The 12,864-nt window shown below is 68.4% G+C and carries 10 protein-coding genes; 4 read left to right on the top strand and 6 right to left on the bottom strand.

All coding sequences use genetic code 11. From position 1 onward, the window contains the following. Positions 1-2: 2 nt before the first annotated feature. The 5 genes from O9344_RS18670 to O9344_RS18650 form a co-directional block, all read right to left on the bottom strand. On the bottom strand, positions 3-563 hold the full coding sequence (locus O9344_RS18670; protein ID WP_298480908.1) for a TRAP transporter small permease: 561 nt from the start codon (positions 561-563) through the stop codon (positions 3-5). A gap of 75 nt (positions 564-638) precedes the next feature. Then, positions 639-1,757, bottom strand: a complete 1,119-nt coding sequence (locus O9344_RS18665; RefSeq protein WP_298480906.1) for a C4-dicarboxylate TRAP transporter substrate-binding protein — start codon at positions 1,755-1,757, stop codon at positions 639-641. 117 nt (positions 1,758-1,874) lie between these two features. Next, a complete protein-coding gene (locus O9344_RS18660; protein ID WP_298480904.1) occupies positions 1,875-4,274 on the bottom strand; it encodes a xanthine dehydrogenase family protein molybdopterin-binding subunit in 2,400 nt (799 codons plus the stop codon). Next, on the bottom strand, positions 4,274-4,765 hold the full coding sequence (locus O9344_RS18655) for a (2Fe-2S)-binding protein (protein ID WP_298480903.1): 492 nt from the start codon (positions 4,763-4,765) through the stop codon (positions 4,274-4,276). The genes O9344_RS18660 and O9344_RS18655 overlap by 1 nt, the downstream gene beginning before the upstream one ends. Continuing rightward, on the bottom strand, positions 4,762-5,637 hold the full coding sequence (locus O9344_RS18650; protein WP_298480901.1) for a xanthine dehydrogenase family protein subunit M: 876 nt from the start codon (positions 5,635-5,637) through the stop codon (positions 4,762-4,764). Before O9344_RS18650 ends, O9344_RS18655 begins: the two co-directional genes overlap by 4 nt. 136 nt (positions 5,638-5,773) lie before the next feature. Between O9344_RS18650 and O9344_RS18645 the strand changes: the two genes are divergently transcribed. The 4 genes from O9344_RS18645 (at position 5,774) to O9344_RS18630 (ending at position 11,853) form a co-directional block, all read left to right on the top strand. Then, complete coding sequence (locus O9344_RS18645) at positions 5,774-6,424, top strand: TetR/AcrR family transcriptional regulator (protein ID WP_298480899.1); 651 nt, start codon at positions 5,774-5,776, stop codon at positions 6,422-6,424. After that, complete coding sequence (locus tag O9344_RS18640) at positions 6,421-6,714, top strand: YciI family protein (protein WP_298480897.1); 294 nt, start codon at positions 6,421-6,423, stop codon at positions 6,712-6,714. Before O9344_RS18645 ends, O9344_RS18640 begins: the two co-directional genes overlap by 4 nt. 749 nt (positions 6,715-7,463) lie before the next feature. Further along, positions 7,464-8,603, top strand: a complete 1,140-nt coding sequence (locus tag O9344_RS18635) for an efflux RND transporter periplasmic adaptor subunit (protein ID WP_298480895.1) — start codon at positions 7,464-7,466, stop codon at positions 8,601-8,603. A 4-nt stretch (positions 8,604-8,607) separates the two neighbouring features. Then, positions 8,608-11,853 carry a CusA/CzcA family heavy metal efflux RND transporter gene (locus O9344_RS18630; protein WP_298480893.1) on the top strand — a complete coding sequence of 1,082 codons (3,246 nt, stop codon included), beginning with the start codon at positions 8,608-8,610 and terminating at the stop codon, positions 11,851-11,853. Between the two features lie 90 nt (positions 11,854-11,943). On the opposite strand, the gene O9344_RS18625 is transcribed toward O9344_RS18630, so the two are convergent. Then, complete coding sequence (locus tag O9344_RS18625; RefSeq protein ID WP_298480891.1) at positions 11,944-12,765, bottom strand: phosphodiesterase; 822 nt, start codon at positions 12,763-12,765, stop codon at positions 11,944-11,946. Positions 12,766-12,864 lie beyond the last annotated feature (99 nt).

Below are 12,864 nucleotides of genomic sequence, written 5' to 3'. Positions count from 1 at the left end.
GATCAGCCCTCGGCCGGTTTGCGCCGGCCGCCGATCTCGGCGACGAACAGCATGATGTAGGCAAGTGCCCCGGCGGCCCCGCCGAGGACGATAAGGGCGCGGAAGGGCCAGGTCGGGAAGGTGAAGAGGCCCTGGACGCCGAAGAATTCGCGGGCGGCGAGTGAGGTCCAGACCCCCGGCCAGGCCGCCCAGGCGACGAAGGCCATGACCGCGGCGCCGATCAGCAGGAAGAGCGCCTCGATGGCCCAGGCAAGACCCGGCGCGCGCTGCGAGAGAATGCCGTCGATGAGGAAGTCGGCGCGGGTCATGCGCTTGGCGTAGATCGTCGCGCCGATCTGCAGGAAGACGATGCCGACGATGGAATGGGCCGCGATCTCGGCGACGCCGGTGATCGGCATGCTGAGGAAGGAGCGGCCGATCACGTCGGCGCAGATCAACAGCATCAGCCCGAAGGTCCAGACCGTGCCGATGGCGGCCAGCGCGTCGAGCAGCATCCGGATCGGATCGAAGGGCTGGGGCGCCGCTTCGCGCTCGAGCGCCGACATGTCGATGTCGTCGGCCATGGTCTGTCTCCGGGTATGCCTGTCTGAAACGGGTGCGGGCGCCGGAGTGACCGGCGCCCGCGATCATGTCGGGGATCAGCTGGTGGCTTCGCGATCCCATTCGCGGCCCGGCGTCTGGCCGGCCGCGCGGATGGAGGCGAAATAGGCCCGCAGCACGTCGCGCGAGGCAGCGCCGGAGGTGTCGACCCAGGTCTTGGCAATGTTCGGCAGGCCGGTGATCCAGCGCTTGCGCTCGGCATCGGCGAGGGTGGTGATGATGGCGCCCTTGTCCACCATCTCCTTCTCGGCCGCGGCGATGCGCGAGGACACGTCCTCGACGTGCTTCTGCGTGGTGATCTTACCGGCCTCGGCCACCGCCTTCTGGAAAGCGGCCGGCCAGCGGTCGTGGCGCTGCTTGTTGGCGGCGATGCCGCCGACATACATGGCGCCGACATCGCACTTGGTGACGTATTTCGCCACCTCGTAGACGCGGGTCGGCAGGATGCCGACGAAGAAGGACAGGGCGCCTTCCGACACGCCGGTCTGGATGTCGGTGTAGTAGGTGGTCAGCGCGCCGTCGACCGGGGTGGCGCCGGTGCCCTGCAGCCAGTTGGCCGAGGTGCCGGGCGCCGAGATCTTCTTGTTGCGCAGGTCGTCGAGGGTGCGGACCGGGAAGGTCGACCAGATGTGGTAGGTGTCGGTGATGAACGAGGAGAGCGGCACCATGTTGAGGCCGTTCCAGTTCTGCTTGATCGCCGGAACGCTCTCGTTCAGCTGGTCGAAGGTGCGGGCGATCAGGCCGTGGTCACCGGTGCTGAAGGGCGTGAAATAGGTGACGTTCTGGAGCGGCATGGTCGAGCCCTCCCAGAGCGTGCCGACATAGCCGATATCGGTGATGTTATCGCGCACCGCCTCCATCGTGTCCTGGAACTTGTAGAGCGTGCCGCCATAGGCCTCGCGCCAGTTGACGCGAACCTGATTGCCATTGTCGCGCAGATGCTTCTCGACCTCCGGCTGGAACACGTTCTTCATCATCGAGACCCAGAAGTTCTGGACCGGGTGGCTCGCGGCGATGGTGACGTTCAGCGTCTGCTGCGCCGAGGCCCTGATCGAGAAGACAGGGAGCGCTGCGGCGCCGGCAGCGCCGGCGAGGAAGGTGCGGCGGGTGGCGCGAAGAGCCTTGGTGGTCTCTGCCGTCCTTTTGATGTCAGACATGGGGGCATTCCTCTCCTGGGGATGGCCACGAGGGCCGGCGTTTCCGTTCAGTCTTTGTTGGTGGCCGGTTGTTCCGGCCTTCGGCGTGGCGGGTAGGCTAGCACCCTTCCGCCCCGGTCATGCAATGGTCCCGAGCGCTTTCAGGATACGCTCGGGGGTGAAGGGCTGGGCGAAGACCTTGGCGCCGAGGGGCTTCAGGGCATCGTTGATGGCATTCATGATGGCGGCGGGCGCACCGGCCGTGCCGGCCTCGCCTGCGCCCTTGGCGCCGAGCAGCGACTCCTTCGTCGGCGTCTCGACATGGCCGACATGCATGTCGGGCATCTCGGCGGCCATGGGGACGAGATAATCGGCGAGCGTCGTGGTCAGCAGCTGGCCGTCCTCGTTGTAGATGCAGTGCTCGTAGAGCGCGCCGCCAATGCCCTGGACGATGCCGCCGCGCACCTGCTCGTCGACGAGCAGCGGGTTGATGACGCGGCCGCAATCCTCGACGCACCAGTGCTCCAGGAGCTTCACCATGCCGGTCTCCACGTCGACCTCCAGCCAGCTCGCCTGGATGCCGTTGGTGAAGGCGAAGGGGTACTCCTTGGTGATGAAGTGCCGGGTCTGGACGAGCTCGCGCGAGAGCTCCTTCGGCAGCGTATCGCCGCGGTAGTAGACGATACGCCCGAGCTCGGAGAGCGGCATGCGCGCCTGGCCTGTGGCCTTGTCGACCACCTCGCCCATGACGATGTCGAGGCTCGGCCCTTGCGCTTGCAGCATGGCGCCGGCGACCTCGAGGATCTGTTCTTTCAGGGCAATGGCCGATAGCAGCGCCGCCTCGCCGCCGATGCCCGCGCCGCGGCAGGCCCAGGTGCCGCCGCCATAGGGGACGGTGCGGGTATCGCCGGTGACGATGCGCACCTTCGAGACCGGCACGCCGACGCCGTGGGCGACGATCTGGGCGAGGATGGCTTCCGTGCCCTGGCCCTGCTCGGTGACGCCGGACATGGCGACGACGGAACCGTCCGGGTCCATGCGGACCGTGCAGCCGTCCTGCGCCGAGATCTTGGCACCGCCGATGCCGTACATGAAGGGCGAGGGATTGGTCAGCTCGATGAAGCTGGCAAAGCCGAGGCCGCGATAGACGCCTCGCTTGCGCTGCTCGGCCTGGTCGGCACGGATCCTGTCAACCGGCACCATGTCCAGCAGCGTCTTTAGCGACTGGTGGTGGGAAAGGCCCTCGAACTTCATGCCGGCCGGCGAGGTGCAGGGATAGGCATCGTCGGGGATGAGGTTCTTGCGGCGGATCTCCACCGGATCCATGCCAAGCGCCTCGGCTGCGAGGTCCACGAGGCCCTCGGTCACGGCGGTGGCGATCGGATGGCCGACGGCGCGGTACTGGCAGGTCGGCGCCTTGTTCTGCAGCACGACCGTCGTGGTGCAGCGGTAGTTCGGGAAGCTGTAGGGGCCGCCGCAGAGATTGACGACCTGGTTGCCCTCCACCGCGCTGGTGCGCGGATAGACCGAATAGGGTCCGATGCCCGTGAGATCGTCGATGTCGAAGGCGAGGAAGCGCCCCTCGGCATCCACCGCGAGGCGGCCCTTGATGCGGTGGTCGCGGGCATGGATGTCGCTGCCGAAGGCCTCGAAGCGGTCGGCGATGAACTTCACCGGACGGCCCATGATCCGCGACATGCAGGCCACCGCCATCTCGTCGGGATAGACGTGGACCTTGATGCCATAGGAGCCACCGACATCCTTGCAGATGACGCGCACGTCGCTCTCCGCCAGCCTGAGCTGCGTGGCGAAGACGTTCTGCATCATGTGCGGCGCCTGCGTCGAATGATGCACGGTCAGCGTGCCGTCGGCGCGATTGTAGTCGGCAATGATGGAGCGCGGCTCCAGCGTCACGCCCGTGTGGCGGCCGGTATGGAAGGTCGCCTCGACGATCCTGTGCGCTGCGGCCATGGCCGCGGCGATGTCGCCGGTCTCGGCGGTGCGGGTGAAGACGAGATTGTCGCCGAGCTCGGGATGGATGACCACCGTACCGGGGCTCAGCGCCGTTTCCATGTCGACCTGCGCCGGCAGCGGCTCGAACTCGACCGCCAGCGCCGCGACGCCATCCTCGGCCGCGGCGCGGCTCTCGGCGACGACGGCGACCACCGCCTCGCCCTGCCAGGTCGCGCGCTCCAGCGGCAGCGGATATTGCGGTGCGGATTTCATGCCCTTGAGATGGGCGAGCACCGCGACCCAGGGGTCACAGACCTTGGCGAGATCCGCGCCGGTGAAGACGCGCACGACGCCCGGCACTTTCATCGCCGCGCTGGTGTCGATCGACACGATGCGCGCATGGGCATGGGGCGAGCGATAGAAGGCGGCATGGACGAGCCGCGGCAGGTCGACATCGTCCGTGTAGCTGGCGCGGCCCTCCACCAGCTTGCGCGCGTTGGGGCGCGGCACCGAGCGGCCAATGTAGGAGTTCGGCAGGTCCTCGCGGGACAGGCCGAGCGACTGGGGCGTGACGATCTCGTTCATCAGGCGGCCTCGCGCTTGGCGGCCCGCGCCTTCAGCACGTCCTCGACCGCGTCGACAATGGCCTGGTAGCCGGTGCAGCGGCAGTAATTGCCGGAAATGTGCTCGCGGATCTCCTCGCGCGTCGCCTCAGGCGACTGGACGAGGATATCGGCGGCGGTGACCAGCATGCCCGGGGTGCAATAGCCGCACTGGCAGGCATTGCGGGCAACGAAGGCTTCTTGCAGGTCGCGGATCTCGCCGCTGTCGGACAGGCCCTCGATGGTTTCGACCACCGCGCCGTCCAGGCTCGCCGCCATGACAAGGCAGCCGCGCACCGGCTCGCCGTCGAGCCGCACGGTGCAGGCGCCGCAGACGCCGTGTTCGCAGCCCGTATGGGCGCCGGCAAGGCCGAGATCGCCCCGCAGGAAATCGACGAGATGCGACCGCGTGTCGACGCTGCGCGACACGCGCTCGCCATTGACCGTCAGCGTGATGTCGATGCGGGTCGTCATGCGGCCTGCTCCGAGGGAACAAGGAAGGCGGTGAGGGCGCGGCGGGTGAGCACGCGCGCAAGGTGGCGTTTCATCTCCGGGCCGCCATGGAGGTCGGTCGGCGGGTCGAGGTCGCCGTCGAGCGCAGCCTGCGCTGCCGCGATGGTTTCGGCCGAGAGCGCCTTGCCGGTGAGGGTGGCCGAGGCGCCGCGGGCGACCTCCGCTCCCGAGCCGATGCCGAAGAAGACGAGGCGGGCGCTGGTGACGATGCCGGCCCCATCCATCTCCAGCGCCGCAGCGAGGCCCGCCATGGCGTAGTCGCCGGAGCGGCGCGTCACCTCGACGATGGTCTGGCGGCTCGACGCGGTGGCCACCGGCACCTCGACGGCGGTGATGATCTCGCCCGGTTCAAGGGCGGCGGTGAAAAGGCCTTGGAAGAAGTCGGAGGCCGCGACCCGCCGCTCGCCGGTGGGCGCGGCGAGGACGACGGTTGCGCCCAGCGCCACGGCGCAGGCCGGCAATTCCGCGGCGGGATCAGCCAGCGCCAGGCTGCCGCCGATCGTGCCGCGGTTGCGGATGGCGGGATGGGCGATGAGCGGTGCGGCCTTGGCCAGCATGGGCGCGTGGCGGGCGACGAGCGCGTCGCGGGCAAGGTCGGCATGGCGGGTGAGAGCGCCGATGCGCAGCACGTCGCCGGCGACCGAAACGCCCTTCAGCGCGGCGATGCGGGTGATGTCGATGAGGGTCGACGGCGCCGAGAGGCGGAAGGCGAGGGTCGCCAGCAGGCTCTGACCGCCGGCCAGGATCTGCGCCTCGGGCCCGGCCGCGTCGAGCGCGCGCCAGAGCTCGTCGAGGCTCTCGACGCGGGCATAGCCCATCGCCGGCCACTTCATGGTACGTCTCCTCGTGTCGGGACACCTCTTCGCCTTGCCGACGACGACCCCGTTCTGTTTAATTGGTCAAATGATCAGCTAGGGCCGACGCGGAAGTCAAGAGGCTTTCCCAGGCGGCAGCGGAGGGATGCATTTCATGTCCGACGGCCCGGACACGATGGTCAGGCGGAGGCGCCTCGCGCCCGAGGCGCGGCGCGAGCAGATCGTCGACGCGGCTGTCTGCTATTTCGCCGAGGTCGGGCTCGCTGGCACCACGCGCGACCTCGCCAAGCGCGCGGGCATCACCCAGGCGCTGCTCTACCAATATTTCCGCAGCAAGGCCGAGCTGCTGGATGCCGTCTTCGCCCGCGTCTATCTCGACAGGATGTCGCCGCACTGGCCTGGGCTGATCACAGACCGCAACCGCCCGCTCCGCGAGCGCATGCTGACCTTCTACGCGGAATATTCAGGTGCCATCTTTTCCTATGAGTGGCTACGCATCTTCATGGCGGCCGGCCTCGCTGGTGAGGCGCTGAACCGCCGCTATCTCGACCATGTGCGCGATCTGCTGCTGGCGCCGCTCCTGGAAGAGATCCGCTTCGCCGCGCGGCACAATGCCCAACCGGAGATGGAGGACCTGTGGAACCTCCATGGCGGGATCATCTATCTCGGCATCCGCCGTCACATCTACCACCTGCCGACCCCCGACGACGTGATGCCCGTCATCGAGCGCGCGATCGATCGCTTCCTCGGCGGTTTCAGCATCGATCTGCCGGCCAAAGCCGCTCCCCGGAGCCCGTCCCCATGAGCACGCTCTTCGCCATCCACGCCCTCGACCGCGACGGCGCCCTGCCCACCCGCCTTGCCCATTACGACGCCCACAAGGCCTTTCTCGCCGACACCTCGGCCTTCAATGTGCGGATCGTCATGTCCGGTCCGCTGATGAGCGACGATGGCGAGCAGATGATCGGCAGCCTGTTCCTCGTGGAGGCAGCGGGCCGGGCCGCCGTCGAGTCGTTCAACCGCGCCGACCCGTTCCATGCCGCAGGCATTTGGCGGGCGGTGACGATTACCCGGTTCCTGCGCCGCCAGGGCTGAGCGCCCGCTTCGTCGTGCCGTGACCGCGTTCGACACGACCTGCACTCCGGACCATGTCCGGGGCGTCCATGGCCGAGCAGCCAACCCTTCAGCCTCGACAGCCGGACGCCGAGGCCATCGCGGCAATCAGTGTGGTATTCCAGTATAAGCCGAATACTAACAGATCATCACGCCGCGCGCCGAGACATCTTAACGAAAGATTGAAGATCACGCTTCTGCGAGGAGACTGTGATAGGCAGCGGCGCAATGTCTCATTCCAAGATCCGCAGAGGCCTGATAATACTCTCAATCAATGTGATTTGCAGTACCGATTCAGTGACGGGTTTTTTGCCTCGTTACAGAGCGTATAAGCAAACCAAGCTGCGTTAGACTTGCCACAAACGATCGCGTGCGGGACGCATCCTCGCTCTCGCACGCTCGGCAAGCCGCAGCACACGGCGCATCCTGCATGTGCCGCGAGGCGCGGGCCCCTCTCGCGAGATCACCGGCGATCTCGTGATGTCGCGACCTGACGACCCGTCTCTGCGCCGGTCCGATTGGCGAGACCATGACTGACCGATTCCACTTCCGCCGTGCAGGCGATCCCGTCCCGTCGCGGCCCGTTGGCCGCAGGCCGGAGCCTCCCGGCGCGCGGCCGCCCTGCCTGCATCCGCCTGCGGGCCCGCTCCGCGGCTGAGCCGTTTCCACCTGTCATCCCCGTCCCAAGGCCCGCCGCTCCGCGACGGGCGCGCTTCCTGATTGGCAAAGCCATGACCCCTTCCGTCCTCCGTTTATCGACCGGCTCCCTGCTGCTGGCCCTCGCCGCTCTCGCCCCTGCGCGGGCCGCCGATTCACCCGCCGCCTCCGCCCTTCGCCCGATTTCCCTCTCCATCGACGAAAGGGCCGTTCGCGCAGCCGGCATCCAGTTGAGCCCGATCCAGCCGGAATCGGGCGCGACGGACCTGTCGTTCCCCGCGATGGTAGCTGTCCCGCCCCAGCAGATCCGTGTCGTGGCGGCGCCCGCCGCCGGACTGGTCGAAACGGTGCTGGTGGCGCCCGATGAGACCGTGCGTCAGGGCCAGGTCATCGCCACGATGCGCTCGCCGGACCTGATCGAGGCGCAGCGCGGATTCCTCACCGCCATTGCCGACGAGAGCCTCGCCCAGGATCGGCTGCGCCGCTCCCGCTCGCTCCACGAAAGCCGGGTGATCCCCGAGCGCGACCTGCGTGTCGCCGAGACGGAGGCGACGAACGCTGCGGCGAAGCTCGACGAGCAGATCCAGTTGCTGAAGCTTATCGGCATGGCGGACGAGGGGGTCGAAACGCTGCGGCGGACGCGCAGGCTCATGGCCTCCATCGAGATGCGCGCGCCGATGGACGGCGTCGTCACCATTCGTCACGCCAGTGCGGGCGAGCGCGTCGTCGCATCTTCGCCGATCTTCACCATCGCCGACCTCAGCCCGCTCTGGGTCAATATCCAGGTGCCCGCCACCCGCCTCGGCGCCCTGCAGGTCGGCTCGCGCGTCATCCTGCCGACACAGGGCGCGCAGGGCCGCGTCATCCGCATTGGCCGGACGGTCGATGCCGCGACCCAATCGGTTGCGGTCGTTGCCGAGGTCGATACCAATGGCGGCAGCGTGCGGCCTGGCCTCGCGGTGAACGTCTCCGTCCGTGTCGAGCAGAATGGCCTTGCCCAGTGGCTTGCGCCGTCGTCGGGCGTCGTCCGCCACCGCGACCGCACATGGGTCTTCACGCGCAATGCCAGCGGCTTCCTCGCCGTGCCGGTGCAGGTCGTCGCCGAGACGGCGCGCGGCGTCGCCATCCGGGCGGAGCTCGCTCCGGGCACCGAGATCGCCACGCGCGGCCTCCTCGCCCTCGTCGCCGAACTCGCCGAGACCGGGGAGGAGTGAGGCCATGCTTGGACGCCTGACCGAGCTGGCCCTGCGCCAGCGCCTCATCGCCTTCATTGCCGCCATCGCGCTCATCGCCTGGGGCGCCAACGCCTATCTCAAGCTGCCGATCGACGCATTTCCGGACGTCGCGCCGACACAGGTCCTCGTTTCCATGCGGGCCGCGGGCCTGACTCCGGAGGAGCTGGAGAGCCGCGTCACTGCTCCCATCGAGATCGCCGCCCGCGGCATTCCCAACCTCGTCCACATGCGTTCGGTGACGCGCTACTCGGTGGCGCTGCTCACCTTCGAGTTTTCCGCCGGCACCGACATTTTCTGGGCCCGCGCCCAGGTGAACGAACGGCTGCAGGAGGTCCGCGATCAATTGCCGTCCGGCACCGAAGGAGGCCTCGCCCCCATCGTCACGCCGCTGGCGGAAATGCTGATGTTCACCCTCGTCGCCGAGGGCATGAGCACGCAGGAGCAGCGCAGCCTTGTGGACTGGACCATCCGTCCGGCGTTGCGCGGTGTGCCGGGCGTTGCCGACGTCAACGTCCTCGGCGGCTTCGTCCGCACCTTCGAGGTTGTTCCCTCGCCAACCGCCATGGCGGCCCGCGGCATCACCACCACCATTCTCGAACAGGCGCTGCAGGCGAATAACCGAAACGATGGCGCCGGCCGCGTCCGCGATGGCGAGGAGGCGCTGCTCGTCCGGTCCGAGGGCCGCATCCGGACGCTCGAGGATGTCCGGGCGATCGTTGTCGTCGCCCGGCCGTCGGGCATCGTGCGGGTCGGCGACATCGCCGATGTCCGCTTCGGCGAGCTGCCGCGCAACGGCGTCGTCACCGCCAATGGCGAGGGCGAGGCAATCTGGGCCCTGGTGCTCGGCCTCAGGGGCGCCAATGCCCGTACCGTCGTCGACGGCGTCAAGGCGCGGCTGGAGGCGATCAAGCCGCAGCTGCCCCAGGGCGTCCGCGTCGAGATCTTCTACGACCGTTCGGAGCTCATCTCCAAGGCAGTGTGGACGGTGCAGAAGGTGCTGCTGGAGGCGATTGCCTTCGTCGTCATCATCCTGCTGCTCTTTCTCGGCAACCTGCGTGCCGCCGTCGTCGTCTCGCTGATCCTGCCGTTGGCGGTGCTGGCGACCTTCGGCATCATGAGCCTCTACGGCCTGTCCGCGAACATCATGTCGCTCGGCGGCCTCGCCATCGCCATCGGCCTCTTGGTCGATTTCGCAGTGGTCGTGGTGGAGAACGTCGAGCACCGGCTCGCGCATCTGTCCAAGCCGAGCTTCCGCGACCGGCTCGACGCCACGCTGGAGGCGACCCGCGAGGTGGCTTCGCCGCTGTTTACCGGCTTCCTGATCATCGCCATCGTCTTCACGCCGCTTCTGGCGCTGGAGGGCCTGGAAGGCCGCTTGTTCGGGCCCGTTGCGCTGACCATCGGCTTCGCGCTTGCCGCGGCGCTGGTGCTGTCGCTGACCATCGTGCCCGTCCTGTCGGCCTATCTGCTGCGGGCCGGCGTCCACCACGAGCCCTGGCTCATTCGCAAGATGCACGCGGTCTATGACCCGTTCATCGCGCGGGTCATCGCCAAGCCGCTTCCGGTCTTCGTCGCCGTGGCGCTTGGCCTTGGCGCCGCCGCCTGGGCCTATCCGCGCATCGGCGCCACCTTCATGCCGACCATGGACGAGGGCACGCCGATCATCACGATCCGCAAGCATCCGACCATCTCGGTGGAGGAAACAGCCCAGACGGACCTGCGCATCCAGCGCGAGTTGATGACGGCGATCCCCGAGATCCGGCGCATCATGGCCCGTGCCGGCGCCGACGAACTCGGCCTCGACCCGGTCGGCCTCAACGAGAGCGACATGTTCCTGACGCTGGCCCCGAAAGAGCGCTGGCGTGGTCCAGACATGGCCTGGCTGCAGCGCGAGGTCCGCCAGGTTCTCGACGCCATGCCCGGCATCTCCTACGCCTTCGCCCAGCCGATCGACATGCGCGTGCAGGAGATGATCATCGGCGCCCGCGGCGACGTGGTGCTCAAGGTCTTCGGCGACGATATCGACGAGCTCAACCGCATCGCCTCCGAGGCTGCGGCGCGGATCCGCGCATTGCCGGGCGCGGCGGACGTCTTCGCCATGCGCAACGGCGGCATGAAGTACCTGACCGTCAGCATCGACCGGCTGAAGGCAGGCCGGCTCGGCCTCAACGCCACCGAGGTGCAGGAGGCCATCCGCGTCTGGGTCGATGGCCGCCGGCTCGGGATCGTGCTGGAGGGTACCGTGCGAACGCCGCTGGTCCTCAGGGGCGAGCAGGCCTTGCGGGAATCCGCGGCCGATCTCGAGCGCGTCCAGCTCGTCACCCCGACGGGCGGCACGGTCGAGCTCGGCCAGGTCGCCGAGATCCGCCTCGAGGATGGACCGATCCAGGTCACCCGCGAGCAGGGCCAGCGCTTTGCCACGGTCCTCGCCAATGTTCGCGGTCGCGACCTCGTCTCCTTCGTCGCCGATGCCGAGGCAGCGGTGGCGGCCTCGGTGCAGATGCCCGCCTCCTACACGCTGGACTGGGGCGGCCAGTTCGAGAACCAGCAGCGCGCCTCGGCGCGCCTTGCCATCGTCGTGCCCATTGCGCTCGGGGTCATCTTCCTCCTGCTCTACATGACGTTCGGCTCGCTGCGGCAGGCCCTGCTCGTCTTCTGCATCGTGCCTTTCGCCAGCATTGGCGGCATCGTCGCGCTCTGGGCCTCGGGCGAGTTCCTGTCGGTTCCCGCCTCGGTCGGCTTCATTGCGCTGGTCGGCATCGCCGTGCTCAACGGCGTCGTCCTCGTCTCCTACATCAACGAGGTCGTGGCGCGCGGGACCCTCACCTTCCGCGAGTCGGTACTGGAAGGCGCGCGGCGGCGCCTGCGGCCGGTGGCCCTCACCGCCACCATCGCCGCGCTCGGCCTGGTGCCCTTCCTCTTCGCGACCGGGCCCGGCGCCGAAATCCAGCAGCCGCTGGCCATCGTGGTCATCGGTGGCCTGTTCACCGCGACGCTGCTGACCCTCGTCCTGCTGCCGATCCTCTACGAGCGCTTCGGCTGCGCGGCAGCGGAGAAGGCGGCGCATGACGCGCGGCTGGCCGACGACGCCGAAGGGCATGTCGGCACCGCCGGGATGGCGCCCGCCGCGGCGCAGGGGCTCACAACCTCTCTGGCTCCGGAGGCGGAGACGACGCAGGGAACTGGCGCCGATGCGCCCCGGGAGGTCGCGACCCACGCCAAGGGATAGCGGGGTCGTCAGCGGGCATCCCGCCCGTCAACACGGCCTCGGGAAAGGGCATCCGTTGACGCCACCGCGTCACGGATGCCCGTCCGCATCTCAGGCGCCCGGATAGTCCGGGTCGCGCAGGAAGGGATAGGGGCCCGGCGCCTTCTCGACATAGGCGGTGTGGCTCACGAGGCCGGCGGCCTCTGTCCACAGGTGCAGGTGGAAGGCGGCCGGCTCGAGATTGAACTGGGCCGGCGGCCGGTCGACCAGGTCGAGCACCACCTGGTGGGCGACGGACGGCGCCACCATCGCGAGCGTGCCGGCAAAGAGCGCCTGGATCGGCCGGTGATGATGGCCGGACAGGACCCGCACGACCTGGGGATGGCGGCGGATGATCGCCTCGAACTCGGCCGTGCCCTCGATCAGGCTGATGCGGTCCATGTGGTGGATGCCGCAGATGAAGGCCGGATGATGCATGGCGACGATGGTCGGCTTGGTCGAGGCCGAAAGCTGCTCCTCGAGCCAGGCGAGCCGGTCGGCGCAGAGCTTGCCCGCGCCGGAACCAGGCACGACGGTGTCGAGGCCAATGAGGCGCACCGGGCCGAGATCGGTCGCCCACTGGGCGAAATGCGGATGGTCGGACAGGCCGGGGAAGTCGCTGAGCATCGCCTTGAGGTTCTCGCGGCGGTCGTGGTTGCCGGGGATCAGCCAGACCGGCATCGGCAGGCGGGAGAGCATCCGCTTGAGGTTCTCGTATTCCGACGGCAGGCCGTTGTCGGTGAGGTCACCGGTGATGAGCACAGCGTCGGGCCGCGGATCGAGCGCCAGCACCGCGTCGATGGCCCGCTCGGTCAGCATATTGGTCTCCGCCATGCGGTAGGCGGGAAGCCCGTGCGGGCGGATGTGCAGATCGGTGAGATGGGCAAGCAGCATGGCGTGGGGTCCTGACCTCGTTCGCCGGCTGCCTAAGCGCCTCCCATGACGCGGCGACGACAGCCGCCATGGCGGCGACCGTCACCGAATCGTCGTCCA

The sequence above is a fragment of the Phreatobacter sp. genome (assembly GCF_027532945.1).
In the GTDB taxonomy this organism is placed as follows: Bacteria; Pseudomonadota; Alphaproteobacteria; order Rhizobiales; family Phreatobacteraceae; genus Phreatobacter.
Note: the sequence above shows the minus strand (reverse complement) of the source record. Positions and strands in the feature narration are given on the sequence as shown.